This window comes from Bradyrhizobium sp. B124, from assembly GCF_038967635.1.
Classification (GTDB): domain Bacteria; phylum Pseudomonadota; class Alphaproteobacteria; order Rhizobiales; family Xanthobacteraceae; genus Bradyrhizobium.
The window spans coordinates 4,425,023-4,438,411 of sequence record NZ_CP152413.1 but is presented as its reverse complement, the minus strand read 5'-3'; the positions used below and the strand labels follow the sequence as shown (position 1 = coordinate 4,438,411).

General features: G+C 64.3%; 12 protein-coding genes. 11 read left to right on the top strand and 1 reads right to left on the bottom strand.

Annotated features, from left to right (window positions below; translation table 11 throughout):
- Window positions 1–120 precede the first annotated feature (120 nt).
- Window positions 121–651 carry a GNAT family N-acetyltransferase gene (locus AAFG13_RS21375; RefSeq protein WP_342713239.1) on the bottom strand — a complete coding sequence of 177 codons (531 nt, stop codon included), beginning with the start codon at window positions 649–651 and terminating at the stop codon, window positions 121–123.
- A gap of 135 nt (window positions 652–786) precedes the next feature.
- Here AAFG13_RS21375 and AAFG13_RS21370 point away from each other — a divergent pair, with 135 nt between their 5' ends.
- The 11 genes from AAFG13_RS21370 (at window position 787) to tilS (ending at window position 13,250) form a co-directional block, all read left to right on the top strand.
- Window positions 787–1,386: a superoxide dismutase gene (locus AAFG13_RS21370; RefSeq protein WP_021078629.1), complete on the top strand. Its 600-nt coding sequence runs from the start codon at window positions 787–789 to the stop codon at window positions 1,384–1,386.
- 245 nt (window positions 1,387–1,631) lie between these two features.
- Window positions 1,632–2,018: a fluoride efflux transporter CrcB gene (gene crcB, locus AAFG13_RS21365; protein ID WP_342713238.1), complete on the top strand. Its 387-nt coding sequence runs from the start codon at window positions 1,632–1,634 to the stop codon at window positions 2,016–2,018.
- Window positions 2,019–3,030: 1,012 nt separating this feature from the next.
- Window positions 3,031–3,744, top strand: coding sequence for a protein TolQ (tolQ, locus tag AAFG13_RS21360; protein ID WP_016846954.1), 714 nt, complete (start codon window positions 3,031–3,033; stop codon window positions 3,742–3,744).
- 95 nt (window positions 3,745–3,839) lie between these two features.
- On the top strand, window positions 3,840–4,307 hold the full coding sequence (locus tag AAFG13_RS21355; protein WP_212320444.1) for a biopolymer transporter ExbD: 468 nt from the start codon (window positions 3,840–3,842) through the stop codon (window positions 4,305–4,307).
- Window positions 4,308–4,340: 33 nt separating this feature from the next.
- Window positions 4,341–5,273 carry a protein TolA gene (locus AAFG13_RS21350; RefSeq protein ID WP_342713237.1) on the top strand — a complete coding sequence of 311 codons (933 nt, stop codon included), beginning with the start codon at window positions 4,341–4,343 and terminating at the stop codon, window positions 5,271–5,273.
- Between the two features lie 71 nt (window positions 5,274–5,344).
- Window positions 5,345–6,679 (top strand): Tol-Pal system beta propeller repeat protein TolB, encoded by a 1,335-nt coding sequence (tolB, locus tag AAFG13_RS21345; RefSeq protein WP_342713236.1) that lies wholly within the window; start codon window positions 5,345–5,347, stop codon window positions 6,677–6,679.
- 184 nt (window positions 6,680–6,863) lie between these two features.
- Window positions 6,864–9,188 carry an EAL domain-containing protein gene (locus AAFG13_RS21340; protein WP_212320438.1) on the top strand — a complete coding sequence of 775 codons (2,325 nt, stop codon included), beginning with the start codon at window positions 6,864–6,866 and terminating at the stop codon, window positions 9,186–9,188.
- Window positions 9,189–9,357: 169 nt separating this feature from the next.
- Window positions 9,358–10,092: a hypothetical protein gene (locus AAFG13_RS21335; protein ID WP_212320437.1), complete on the top strand. Its 735-nt coding sequence runs from the start codon at window positions 9,358–9,360 to the stop codon at window positions 10,090–10,092.
- 270 nt (window positions 10,093–10,362) lie between these two features.
- Window positions 10,363–10,857, top strand: a complete 495-nt coding sequence (gene pal, locus AAFG13_RS21330) for a peptidoglycan-associated lipoprotein Pal (protein ID WP_092123460.1) — start codon at window positions 10,363–10,365, stop codon at window positions 10,855–10,857.
- A gap of 248 nt (window positions 10,858–11,105) precedes the next feature.
- Entirely contained in the window at window positions 11,106–12,164 is a 1,059-nt protein-coding gene (gene ybgF / locus AAFG13_RS21325) for a tol-pal system protein YbgF (protein WP_342713235.1), read from the top strand.
- 51 nt (window positions 12,165–12,215) lie between these two features.
- Complete coding sequence (gene tilS / locus AAFG13_RS21320) at window positions 12,216–13,250, top strand: tRNA lysidine(34) synthetase TilS (protein WP_342713234.1); 1,035 nt, start codon at window positions 12,216–12,218, stop codon at window positions 13,248–13,250.
- The last annotated feature ends 139 nt before the right edge of the window (window positions 13,251–13,389 follow it).

Below are 13,389 nucleotides of genomic sequence, written 5' to 3'. Positions count from 1 at the left end.
CGCAACCGGGAGAGGGGCGCACTGCAATTCGACGCCAGTGAACCAGGCTCGCAATCAATAAATGATGATCGACATGTTACGTGTTCGGGCTAGTGCTCGCCACCCGCGCCCGCGCAGGGGTCACCACGGCAGGCCGCATAGGTCGATCTTGCCCTGGCGCGGCGCGCGGACGATGTCGTTGACGAACGGCGCCATCGCCTCGAAGCGGATCTGCCCGGAGGGCTGTTCGCAAGTGACTTCGCCGGCGAAGGGATGCCAGCCGCGCGACTGGTAGAATGCGAAATTGTGCGGCTCGCAGAATAAGATTGCAAATTTCACCGCGTCATTGGCACGAATGGTGTGCACGGCGGCATCCAACGCGAGTGACGCATAGCCGCGGTGCCGGCAGTCCTCGCGGGTCGCGACCCCGCCGATGCCGCCGACATGCACCTTGTGGCCATTCCAGGTGATGGTCCGGAAGTAGATACCGACGTGGCAGGCGAGCCCGCCGTCGTCAGGCGCATCGAGAAACACGCGCAAATCCGCGTGAGCCCATTTGATGTCAGCCCACTGCTTGTTCTCCATGATATCCGGGCTCCAGACCGCCCGGAGCAGTGGCTCGGCGCGCCGCCACGACGCATCTCCGTTGAGAATGTCGATTTCGATGCTCATCGTCTCAGGTCCCTGGTCTTCGGCTGCGCCGATCTGTCATACACGATCCGAAAATGCGGTGTTTCTCCGCCGTGGAACCTTCTATAAGGGGGACCCGTTAAGTGTAGTCTCCCACCCTCTGTTGGACATTACCCCATGACCTTCACGCTACCCGATCTGCCCTATGCCCACGACGCCCTTGCGCCCTACATGTCCAAGGAAACGCTGGAGTTTCACCACGACAAGCATCACCAGGCCTACGTCACCAACGGCAACAACGCGATCAAGGGGACCGAATTCGAAGGCAAGTCCCTCGAGGAGATCGTGAAGGGCTCGTTCGGCAAGAACGCGGCCGTCTTCAACAATGCCGGTCAGCACTACAACCACATCCACTTCTGGAAGTGGATGAAGCCGAATGGCGGCGGCAGCAAGCTGCCCGGCCGGCTGGAGAAGAAGATCAACGAGGACCTCGGCGGCTTCGAGAAGTTCAAGACCGACTTCGCCGCCGCCGGCGTCGGCCAGTTCGGCTCCGGCTGGGCCTGGCTGCAGGTCAAGGGCGGCAAGCTCGAGATCGCCAAGACCCCGAACGGCGAGAACCCGCTGGTCCATGGCGCGGTGCCGATCCTCGGCGTCGACGTCTGGGAGCACTCCTACTACATCGACTACCGCAACCGCCGTCCGGACTATCTGAAGGCGTTCGTCGACAGCCTCGTCAACTGGGATTACGTCGACGAACTGTTCGGCAAGGCCGGCTGAGCGCATATCGCAATTCGGCTCGACCCTCTTACCCTCCACTGGAGGGGGAGGGTCGACGCGAATGAAATGAGCGGCGGGGTGGGGTGACGGTCTATCCACGCGCGACACTGTCCGTGTTGAGAGATCACGCCACCCCGGATCGCATTCCGCTTCGCTTCATGCGATCCGACCCTCCCCCTCCAGGGGAGGGTGGGCTTTTGAGCGGCGCGTATTGTGAGCTTCTCCACACACCAGCGGGGGCATTGGTGGGTAACGCGGCAAGCTATCTCATCGTCTTTTTCGGCGGCGGTCTCGGCGCAACGTTGCGGCACCTGATCAACGTCACCTGCGCGCGCTGCATCGGCACCGCGTTTCCATACGGCACCTTCATCATCAACATCACGGGCTCGACCGTGATGGGCCTGATCGCCGGCTATCTCGCCTTCAAGGGCGAGGCCTCGCAGCCCTGGCGGCTGTTCCTGATGACCGGCATCCTCGGCGGCTACACCACCTTCTCCGCCTTCTCGCTCGACACCGCGGTGCTCTATGAGCGCGGCGAACTCGGCCTTGCGGCGCTGTATGTCGCGGGCTCGGTGGCCTTGTCGATCGCGGGTCTGTTCGCCGGGCTTGCGATCATCAGGCATTTGACCTGAGACATTCACTCCATCGTCATTCCCCGGTGCGCAATTGCGCACCTGAGGGCTCGCCAACGGGTCGCGCGAACGCGCGCCCGATGACAGGCTCCGCGAGAACCCGGAATCCATTCATCCGCCAGTGATGCGGCCTGATGGATTCCGGGCTCGTGCTGCGCACGCCCCGGAATGACGGCGGATAGAGAGGCGCCGTAACCCATCGCGCAGGGAAAGCCGGATTGCTCCGGTGACACCTGTGGTCCTACCCCGTGCTTTCGACCTTTTGCACGGGGGCCCATGGGTGCGATCGGCACCCTGCTTTCCCTGCGCCCTCTGCGAGAGGGTCGAACGAAGAGCAGAGCTCGGGCGAAATGCGCCGCGAGAGTGCGGAAGTATGATTCACAAATGACGCAACATACTCGGTGTCGTCCCGGCGAAGGCCGGGACCCATAACCACGAATGACTGTTGCTGTGCGACGCTGGAACAACGGGTCCCTTTCACAACGGCTGCTGCGGAGAATGGGTCCCGGCCTTCGCCGGGACGACGATTGTGGATGTAGGCCCTGCCACACGATCGGTGTCGTCCTGGCGAAAGCCAGGACCCATTACCCCAAATCTCAATTGTTGCACGACGCCGGGGCCACGATCCGCTCCATCACCGTTTGCGGTGGTTATGGGTCCTGGCTTTCGCCAGGACGGCGCGGGGAGGGGGCGCCTGGCATCACTATCCGCCGAATCCATTCATCTGCGGAACCCGCCAACCCCCTCCGCCGACGGCATTTCCCGCCTCCAAATTTCCCTTTGGTAACCTCGCCTTAACCATGATTAGCGTTTGGTTAGGGTCGGAATGCCGCGTGAAAAGCCCTCGTTTTGACATGTTGGCAGGGGAAGCAGGGCCCGGCTTTGGACGGGCCCCCCATGCGACAGATGCAAGAGGCTTTCGCGCAGTTTCGCCGCGCCTGATGCGGCCGTGGAATCGGTGCCGATTGGCGGCCCGCCTGATGGGGACACTTGCGTTGAGAGGATATTGCCGATGAATCCCGCCGACGTGGCTCAGTCAACTCTGCCACTGGCATCGAGCGATGTGTCGCTGATCGCGCTGTTTTGGCAGGCCCATTGGGTCGTCAAATGCGTGATGTTGGGACTTTTGTCCTGCTCGGTGTGGGTCTGGGCGATCGCGATCGACAAGATCCTGCTCTATGCCCGCACCAAGCGGGCGATGGACAAGTTCGAGCAGGCGTTCTGGTCCGGCCAGTCGATCGAGGAACTCTACCGGGCGCTCTCGGCCAAGCCGACCCAGTCGATGGCGGCCTGTTTCGTGGCGGCGATGCGGGAGTGGAAGCGCTCCTTCGAGAGCCAGTCCCGGTCCTTTGCCGGCCTGCAGGCCCGGATCGAGAAGGTCATGAACGTCTCGATCGCCCGGGAAGTGGAGCGGCTGGAACGGCGGCTGCTGGTGCTGGCGACCGTCGGCTCGGCGGGCCCCTTTGTCGGCCTGTTCGGCACCGTCTGGGGCATCATGTCGAGCTTCCAGTCGATCGCGGCCTCGAAAAACACCTCCCTGGCGGTGGTGGCGCCCGGTATCGCGGAAGCGCTGTTTGCCACCGCAATCGGCCTGATTGCCGCAATTCCGGCGACTATTTTCTACAATAAGTTCACCTCGGAGGTGAACCGGCAGGCCGCGCGCCTGGAGGGGTTCGCCGACGAGTTCTCCGCCATCCTGTCGCGTCAGATCGACGAGCGGGGCTAGAGCATGATCCGGAAAAGTGGAGACCGGTTTTCCGAAAGGATCATGCTCAAACAAAGAACTGAACTTATGATGGTCACTGTTGTGAGCGCACGATCATGGCGATGAGCATGGCAGGGTCCGGCGGCAGTGGCAGACGCCGCCGCGGGCGCAAGCCGGTCATGGCCGAGATCAACGTCACGCCGATGGTCGACGTGATGCTGGTGCTGCTGATCATCTTCATGGTCGCGGCGCCGCTGATGACGTCGAACATCGACATCGACCTGCCGGTCGCGAGCGGCGGCAAGTCGATCTCGTCGAACCAGCCGCCCCTGACGCTGTCGGTGAAGCGCACCGGCGGCGGCTGCAACTCGAATGTCGAGCTCTATCTCGGCGACGCGCCGGTCACGGCCGCCGACTTTCCGGCCAAGATCAAGGCGATCGGAGACGCCCGGTCGGATGCCGAAAAGGTGGTCTATCTCCGTGGCGACAAGGATGTCTGTTACACGGATATGATGAAATTGCTCGGGGAGGTCCGGGCGGCGGGATTCAAGGCGAATATCGTCATCATCCCGGAAGGTGGATAGGGCCAATGTGCGGCAAGGCACGGGGAGCCTGATTTGAAGGTCAAGGTCGACAAGACTCTGGCGGCATCGATTGTCCTGCACGTCCTCGTGATCGGGTGGGGCCTCGTGTCGTTTTCGACCAGGGCCTACGTGATGCCGGAAGAAGAGTCCGTCGCGGTTGATGTGGTCTCCGCCGATCAGCTCTCCCATGTCATGACCGGCCAGAAGGACGGCAAGAAGGAAAATCCCAAGCCGCTGGTCGACAAGGTCGCCGAAGCCAAGCCGGTCGACGACATGGTCGGCAAGGTTGAGGAAAAGAAGCCGCCGGTGGTGACCGAAACCGCGCCGGCACCGACGCCGAAGGTCGAGAAGCCGGAAGACAAGAAGCCGGATCCGCCGAAGAAGGTCGAGAACAAGCCGAAGGAAGAGCCGAAGCCGGTCGAGAAGAAGCCCGATCCGGAGAAGCCCGACCCGATCGCTGAAGCGATCAAGAAGGAAGAGAAGAAGCCGCCGCCGAAGCCGGTCCAGCAGGCTGCCAAGCCACCGCCGGAGCAGAAGCCGAAAGAGCGCACCTTCGACCAGAGCAAGATCGCAGCCCTGCTCGACAAGCGCGACCCGACACGGGCCGCGGCGACCGGCGATGCGCTCAATGCCAACGCTGCGCTCGGCACGGCGAAGGGCAAGGCCGCCGACAACTCCGCGACCTGGGGCGCGATGTTCAAGCAGCAGGTCGAGCGCTGCTGGAAGAAGCCCTATGGCGGCATCGAGGCGATGCAGACCGAGGCCGTATTCGAGATCAAGCTGAAGCGGGATGGCACGCTTGAAGCCGCGCCGGTGCCGGAAGGCACGCCGGCAACGCCCTATTTGCGCGTCTATCAGGAGAGCGCGCTGCGGGCGATCATCGAATGCCAGCCGTATCGACTGCCGGCGGCCTTCTTCGAGGAATGGAAGTATTTCGCGCCGGTGTTCACGGAACGGAAGACCTGAGGACAACCGCGTCGCCTGGCCAACGGCAAGCAAAGTTACCGACAATGACCAACACGAATGATTTGCGGACCATGAAATTTCGCCTCGACCGTCGACAGATGATCTCCGGAATCGCCGCTCTCGGCGCGCTTGCCGGAAGCCGGAGCGCTTTCGGGCAGGCTGGCCCGAAGCGAATCCCGATTCCAGAAGGCGAGTTTGCGCCGGTGCCGATCGCGATCCCGAACTTCGCCGCCGGCACGCCTGGCGACGCCGAAGTCGGCGTCGGCGTCACGCAGGTGATCACCAACAACCTGAAGCGCAGCGGCTTGTTCGCGCCGATCGATCAGGCCGCCTATCTCGAGAAGCAGATCAACATCGACGCGGCGCCGAACTTCAACAACTGGAAGAGCATCAACGCGCAGGCGCTGGTGACCGGCCGCATGACACGCCAGGGCAACGGGCGCGTGAAGGCGGAGTTCCGCCTTTGGGACGTCAACACCGGCCAGCAGCTCGCCGGCCAGCAGTACGACACCTCGGCCGAATACTGGCGGCGGATCGCGCACATCATCTCCGACCAGATCTACGAGCGCATGACCGGCGAGAAGGGCTATTTCGATACCCGCATCGTGTTCGTCGACGAGAGCGGTGCTGCGGATCGCCGCGTCAAGCGCCTCGCGCTGATGGACCAGGACGGCGCCAATGTGCGCTATCTGACCCGCGGCTCGGATCTCGTGCTGACGCCGCGCTTCTCGCCGTCGACCCAGGAAATCACCTATATGGAGTTCGGGCAGGGCGACCCGCGCGTCTATCTGCTCAACATCGAGACCGGCCAGCGCGAGATCGTCGGCAACTTCCCGGGCATGTCGTTCTCGCCGCGCTTCTCGCCCGACGGCCAGCGCGTCATCATGAGCCTGCAGCAGGGCGGCAACTCCAACCTGTTCGTGATGGATCTGCGCTCGAAGTCGATGACGCGGCTGACCGACACGCCGGCGATCGACACCTCGCCGTCTTACTCGCCCGACGGCACGCGGCTCTGCTTCGAGTCCGATCGCGGCGGCAAGCCGCAGATCTACGTGATGCCGGCAACCGGCGGTGCGGCCCAGCGCATCTCGTTCGGCGACGGCACCTATTCGACGCCGGTGTGGTCGCCGCGCGGCGACTACATTGCCTTCACCAAGCAGGGCGGCGGGCAGTTCGCGATCGGCATCATGAAGCCGGACGGCTCCGGCGAGCGCATCCTGACCTCGGGCTTCCACAATGAGGGCCCGACCTTTGCGCCGAACGGGCGCGTCGTGATGTTCTTCCGCGATCCCGGCGGGAACAGCGGTCCGTCGCTGTTCACCATCGACGTCTCCGGGCGCAACGAATTGCGGGTGCCGACCCCCGGTTTTGCCTCCGATCCCGCCTGGTCCCCGCTGTTGTCGTGAGGCCCGCACAGAGCTGCTCCGGGGAACTCCGGAGCGGTCGGCACTTCTTACCTAGCGCACTGAAACTTATGCCGAATTTCGGTTGCCAATGGGTCGTGGCAACGACTCGCTAACGATGTTCCCTCAGAAAGACTTCACCTGCGACCAGTAAGAGTGCGAGCTGAAAAGGACGCGCGCTCTCACAATGCAGTTTGCAAGTCAGACGGGAGAACCGGACCAGTCGATGTCGCCGACGATCTCGGCGGCGCTGGTCGATTCCCTGTTCATGAACCCCGCGCCCATGATCTTCGGCGCCTTCGGCCCCGCCATCGCGGGCGCCGTGATTGCGTTCGTCACCGGCAATCTGCTGTCCTGGTTGTGTGTGCCGCTGTTCATCGTGGTGGGTCTGGCGCGCGCGCTGCAGATGTACCGCTATCAGCAGCGCAATTCCGGTCTCACCGTCGAAGAGTCCGTGACGTGGGAAAAGCGCTACCGGATCGGCAGTCTCGCCTACGGCATCACGCTCGGCCTCTGGGGCGCAGCCGTGCTGCTCACGACCAGCGATGCCGCCGCGCACATGCTTTGCGTGACCACGGTGGTCGCCTACACCTCGGCGGGGGTAGGGCGGACCTTCGGCCGGCCGCAAATCTTCCACCAGCATCTGTTGATGTCGATCGGTCCCCTGATCGCGGCGCTGATGTATGTCGGCGGTCCCTATCACATCGCCCTTGCGCTGCTCAGCCTGGTGTTCTTCAGCGCCATCCGGCACCTCACCTCCAGCCTGCAGCGCATCTACGTCAACGCCTGGATCGCCAAGGAGCGCGAGGCGGCGCTGGCGGGCCAGTTCGATACCGCCCTGAACAACATGCCGCACGGCCTGTGCATGTTCCGCGGCGACGGACGCCTTGCGGTGATGAACCACCGCTTCATCGAGATGATGCAGCTGTCCGACGATTTCGTGCAGCGCGGCGCCAGCGCGACCGACATCTGCAATGCCTGCGTGCTGTCCGGCGCGATCTCGGCCGCGGCCGCACAACAGATTCTCTACGAGATCGAGAGCTCGCAGCGCGGCGACATCGTCACCAGCGACCCCGATCCGGCCCAGAACCGTTCGCTGGACTGGACGTTCCAGCCGATGGCAGGCGGCGGCACGGTCTTGCTGGTCGAGGACATCACCGAGCGCAAGGACGCCGAGGCCAGGATCAGCCATCTCGCGCGCTACGACGAGCTGACCGCGCTGCCCAACCGCGTCAATTTCCGCGACGAGATCGGCCGGCTGCTGGCCATGCAGCACGGTGACCATCGCTCCGCATTGCTGTTCGTCGACCTCGACCAGTTCAAGCAGGTCAACGATACGCTCGGCCATCCCTGCGGCGACCAGCTGCTCTGCGCGGTCGCCGAACGGCTGCGCGAGATGCTGCGTCCGGAGGATTTCGTGGCGCGGTTCGGCGGCGACGAGTTCGTCGTGTTCCAGCAGAACATCCATTCGCATGAGGACGCCGCCGCGCTGGCGCGGCGCATCGTCGACCGCCTCAGCGAGCGCTACAAGATCGACAACCATCTGGTCGAGATCGGCGCCAGCGTCGGCATCGCGATGACCGCGCCCGGCGTCGGTGCCGACACGCTGCTGAAGAACGCCGACATGGCGCTCTACCGTGCCAAGGCCGACGGCCGCGGCACCTTCTGCTTCTTCCGCGACGAGATGGCCCAGACTGTCGAGGCCCGCCGCATCCTCGAGCTCGATCTGCGCAAGGCGCTCGCCAACGAGGAATTCGAGCTGTTCTACCAGCCGCTGATCAACCTGAAGTCCGGCAAGGTCTCGACCTGCGAGGCGCTGCTGCGCTGGAACCATCCGGTGCGCGGCACGGTCTCACCGGTCGACATCATTCCGGTCGCCGAGGACATGGGCCTGATCGTCGATCTCGGCCGCTGGATCCTGCGCAAGGCCTGCATGGAATGCATGAAGTGGCCGGAAGCGGTCAGCGTCGCGGTCAACTTCTCGCCGCAGCAGTTCCATCAGCGCGACGTGCTGAGCGAGGTCCGCTACGCGCTTGAGGTCTCCGGTCTGCCGGCGCAGCGCCTCGAAATCGAGATCACCGAATCCTCGCTGCTGCACAACACCGAGCTGACCCACGACGTGCTGTCGCAACTGCGTTCGCTCGGCGTGCGGATCTCGCTGGATGATTTCGGCACCGGCTACTCGTCGCTCAGCTATTTGCACAATTTCCCGCTGCAGAAGGTCAAGATCGACCGCTCCTTCCTCGAAGGCATCGACAGCGACCGGCCGCTGACCTTGCTGCGCGGCGTGGCGCGGCTGTCCGCGGACCTCGGCATGTCGGTCGTGGTCGAGGGGATCGAGACCAACGAGCAGCTCGAACTGATCAGCGCCGACGGCGCTGTGACCGAAGCACAGGGATACCTGTTCAGCCGGCCGGTTCCCGCCGTCCGCATCCGCCAGCTGCTCAATGCCTCGCACGGCCGACGGGCCGACGACCAGCTGCACGTGGTTCCCTCGCGCTCGATCGCTTGATCTAGCGCAATTTCCTCAATCGATAGTTGTGGGAGCCTTCGACCGCTCGAAATGCACCCTTGGGGTCAGAGGTTAACTGTATTGCCTCGATTGCTTTGACGAAAATTAAGAAGCTGTTAATCTTTTGGCTCGCGCGTTGAAGTTGTTGGGTTGTTGAGGGGATTACCACATGAGGTCCGCGGCCGAAGCCATCAAGCCCGCGACAGGAAGGCTTGCGGACCCTCTCGATCAAGTCGACTACCGTCTCGCTCAGACCCCCGAACAGAAAGACGAAATCTACCGGCTGCGTTACCGTGCCTATCTGCGCGAAGGCGCGATCCGGCCCTCGGCGGACGAGCGCGTCGTCGATCAGTTTGACGATGCGCCGAACGCCTGGGTGTTCGGCGTCTATCTGCAAGGCGAGCTCTGCAGCTCGATCCGCATCACCGTGGCGACACCGGAGTGGCGCTCCTCGCCGACGCTCGACGTATTCGGCGATGTGCTGCTGCCGAAACTCGATCAGGGTCTGGTCTTCATCGATTCGACACGCTTCGTTGCGGACCCCGACAAGGCGCGGAACAATCCGGAACTGCCCTATGTCACGGTGCGCCTCGGCTCGACCGCGGGCGTGCATTTCAACGCCGATTACGGCTTGGCGCCGGTCCGGCCCGAGCACATGGCGTTCTACCGGCGTGTGTTCCTGCACGAGACCTGGTCGGAGCCGCGGCTCTACCCGGGGCTCGTGAAGCCGGTCGGGTTAATGGCGTCGCATCTGCCGACCGTGCGGGAACGTGTGCTCGCCCGCTATCCGTTCCTGCGCTCGAGCGCCTTCGAGCGGCGGATGCTGTTTGAGCGGGAAGGCCAGTTGCAGCCCGACGGTATCGTCCGTCCGTTCGAGCGCGCCTCGATCGTGCCGAATCCCTGAGCAAACCGGCGTTCTGATCAATCTGACATCGATCGACTGTTGCGCGCGGGCTAAATTGTCCTGCAAAGGCGGCCGGTTCCCGCGAACCTTGCCTTCCCTTCACCATCGCGCCACATTTGCCACCCATTAACCATCGGGGGCGCTTTTCGCCATTGCCTGGCATTTGATCGGGTTGAGCAAGGTCTCGTCAAGGTTGACGGAACGTTCGCTTAACCATCGCCCTGTAGACCCAATGGACAGTACGAAGAGCGTGAGCGTGGAGGCTCCGGAATGAAACATCAGATGCGTATCCTCCAGGGTATGAAGCTGGCTGCGGTTCTGGCGGTGGCGTTGTCGATGGGTGCCTGCGCCAACAAGAACCCGCTGGACGCCAATGGCGCGATTGGGGGCGCCGCGACCCCGGGCAGCCAGCAGGATTTCGTGGTCAACGTCGGCGACCGTGTGTTCTTTGAGAGTGATCAGACCGATCTCAGCCCGCAGGCGACAGCGACCCTCGACAAGCAGGCTCAGTGGCTGCAGACCTACAACCGTTATTCCTTCACCATCGAAGGTCATGCCGACGAGCGCGGCACGCGCGAATACAACATCGCGCTCGGTGCGCGGCGTGCCCAGTCGGTTCGCGCCTATCTCGCTTCGCGCGGCATCGATCCGAGCCGCATGCGCACCATCTCCTACGGCAAGGAGCGCCCGGTCGCGGTCTGTAACGACATCTCGTGCTGGTCGCAGAACCGCCGCGCCGTTACCGTGCTGAACGCCAGCTCCTGACGCGATCCTGGACGAGTTTTCCAAGCCGGCGCCTTCGGGCGCCGGTTTTGTTTTGGCCGCGTGAGAGCCTGACCCGGCTTCATCAAGATGAACGAAGCTGCGTGCAATTGGCCGCTTGCTTGTTCCACCGTCCGTACTAAACCGATATCCGCGACGCTGTCCCGGATTTGAACTGCAAGTCACAATTCTGGCGTACTCCGTCCCTCAAAGTCGCGCGCTTTTCACGTCGATCTCGTCGTCAGGGCAAAATGTCATCCAGGCTTCATTTTCTTTCCTTCGCCGCGGCGATCGCGGCGTTGTTCGCCGTTTCCGCACCAGCGTTTGCCCAATCCGACGATTCCGATGCCGAGATGCGGATCGAGCGGCTGGAGAATCAGCTGCGGCAGCTGACCGGGCAGAACGAGGAACTGCAGTACCGCAACCGCCAGCTCGAGGAGCGCCTGCGCCAGCTCGGCGGCCAGCCGCCCGGCCCGAATGGGCAGCCTCCGGCGGCACAGCCCGGTGTCGCGGCGGTGCCGCCGGCGCAGCAGGGGTACCCGCAGGCGCAGCCCGGCTACGCCCAGCCGCAGCAGGGGTATGGGCAGCCGCAGCAAGGAAACGGCCGGCAGCCGCAGCAAGGAAACGGCCGGCAGCCGCAGGGCGGCTATGACCAGCAGCAGATCGCGGCGCCCGCCCCGATCGTGCAGGAGCCGGCGCCGGCGGCAGCTCCCGGCCGCCGCGGCCGCGGCGATGCCTTCGATCCGACCCAGAATCCGAATGCCCCCGGCGCTCCGCGCGTGCTCGGCGGCCAGATGCCGATGCAGAGCGATGCGGCGGTCGGCGCGCCCGGCGGCCGCGGAGCGGGCGAGCCGCTTGAGCTCGGCAACACCAGCCCGCAGCGGGCGCCCGGCGCGAGCGCGGCCCTGACCACATTGCCGCCGTCGGCGACGCCGAAGGACGAGTTCGACCTCGGCATCGGCTACATGCAGCGCAAGGACTATGCGCTCGCCGAAGAGACGATGAAGAACTTCGCCACCAAGTATCCGAGCGATCCTTTGGTGGCGGATTCGCAGTACTGGCTCGGCGAAAGCTATTTCCAGCGCCAGCAATACCGCGATGCTGCGGAAACCTTCCTCGGTGTGACCACCAAGTTCGACAAGTCCGCGAAAGCGCCCGACGCTCTGCTGCGGCTCGGCCAGTCGCTGGCGGCGCTGAAGGAAAAGGAAGCCGCCTGTGCCGCATTCGGCGAGATCACGCGGAAGTACCCGCGCGCGTCAGGCGGGGTCAAAGCTGCGGTTGACCGCGAGCAGAAGCGCGTGAAGTGCTAAACCAGCCGGGGGAGGCCGCTTCCGGCCTTTCCGCGACCTGCTGGTTCTGTGATGTCCAACGACCAATCCGCCATCCCGGCAAGCGACGCCAAGCGCCTGTTCGCAGGCCTGGCGCGCGCGCCGGCGATCGTGCTGGCGGTGTCGGGCGGTCCCGATTCAGTGGCGCTGATGTGGCTGGCCGCGCGCTGGCGCCGCGCGCTGGCGCAGGGACCGCGGCTGGTGGCGGTCACCGTCGATCACGGTCTGCGTGCTGAAGCGGCCCGCGAGGCCCGCGATGTCAAACGGCTGGCGCGAAGCCTCGACCTGCCGCATCACACCTTGCGCTGGAGCGGGCCCAAGCCCAGTACCGGCCTGCCGGCAGCCGCGCGTGAGGCGCGCTATGGCCTGCTCGCGCAAGCCGCGCGCAAGCACGGCGCGACGCATATCCTGACCGCGCACACCCGTGACGACCAGGCCGAGACGCTGTTGATGCGGATGCTGCGTGGCAGTGGCGTCGCGGGCCTCTCGGCGATGGCGCGCGAGACCGAGCGCGACGGCGTCATGCTGACGCGGCCGTTGCTCGATATCGCGAAGGCGCGATTGATCGCGACGCTGAAGAAGGCGCGCGTCAGCTTTGCCGACGATCCGACCAACCGCGATCCGTCCTTCACGCGGCCGCGGCTGCGCGCGCTGATGCCGATGCTGGCGGAGGAGGGCGGCGACGCGCGGAACCTGGCACGGCTCGCGGCGCGGATCGCGCGCGCCAACGCCGCGCTGGAGGTGCTGGTCGACGGCGCCGAGCGCTATCTTGCGTTGAAAAGCGAGGATAACCTCGATGCGGGTTTCGACGCGGCGCTGTTCGCGGTGATGCCGGAGGAGATCCGCCTCCGTCTGCTCAAGCGCGCCATCGATCGCACCGGACATGAGGGGCCGGCCGAACTCGGCAAGGTCGAAACCCTGCTCGCCGCGGTCGATGAGGTCGTCAATCAGCCCTTGGGAAAGCGCGAATCCAAGCTGAAACAGACGCTTGCCGGAGCGGTGATCAGCGTCGCCGCCGGCCGCATCAGGATTGGTCCGGCGCCGCCTCGCCGGGCCCGTTCCCGCTGAGCCGGGTTCGATTGTTTCAAGCGCTGTCATAATCCGCCAAGGAGGCTTAACCACCCCGGAAAAACACCGGATTCTGCGTCATCTTTTGACCGGGAATTGGGCTAGGATGCGGTAAATAGTCGTGCGTGGTTCCCTTGGC

Coding starts and splice junctions, on each gene's coding strand:
- AAFG13_RS21375 (WP_342713239.1), bottom strand. CDS start 651: ATGAGCATCGAAATCGACATTCTCAACGGAGATGCGTCGTGGCGGCGC.
- AAFG13_RS21370 (WP_021078629.1), top strand. CDS start 787: ATGACCTTCACGCTACCCGATCTGCCCTATGCCCACGACGCCCTTGCG.
- tolQ (WP_016846954.1), top strand. CDS start 3,031: ATGAATCCCGCCGACGTGGCTCAGTCAACTCTGCCACTGGCATCGAGC.
- AAFG13_RS21355 (WP_212320444.1), top strand. CDS start 3,840: ATGGCGATGAGCATGGCAGGGTCCGGCGGCAGTGGCAGACGCCGCCGC.
- tolB (WP_342713236.1), top strand. CDS start 5,345: ATGAAATTTCGCCTCGACCGTCGACAGATGATCTCCGGAATCGCCGCT.
- AAFG13_RS21340 (WP_212320438.1), top strand. CDS start 6,864: ATGCAGTTTGCAAGTCAGACGGGAGAACCGGACCAGTCGATGTCGCCG.
- AAFG13_RS21335 (WP_212320437.1), top strand. CDS start 9,358: ATGAGGTCCGCGGCCGAAGCCATCAAGCCCGCGACAGGAAGGCTTGCG.
- pal (WP_092123460.1), top strand. CDS start 10,363: ATGAAACATCAGATGCGTATCCTCCAGGGTATGAAGCTGGCTGCGGTT.
- ybgF (WP_342713235.1), top strand. CDS start 11,106: ATGTCATCCAGGCTTCATTTTCTTTCCTTCGCCGCGGCGATCGCGGCG.
- tilS (WP_342713234.1), top strand. CDS start 12,216: ATGTCCAACGACCAATCCGCCATCCCGGCAAGCGACGCCAAGCGCCTG.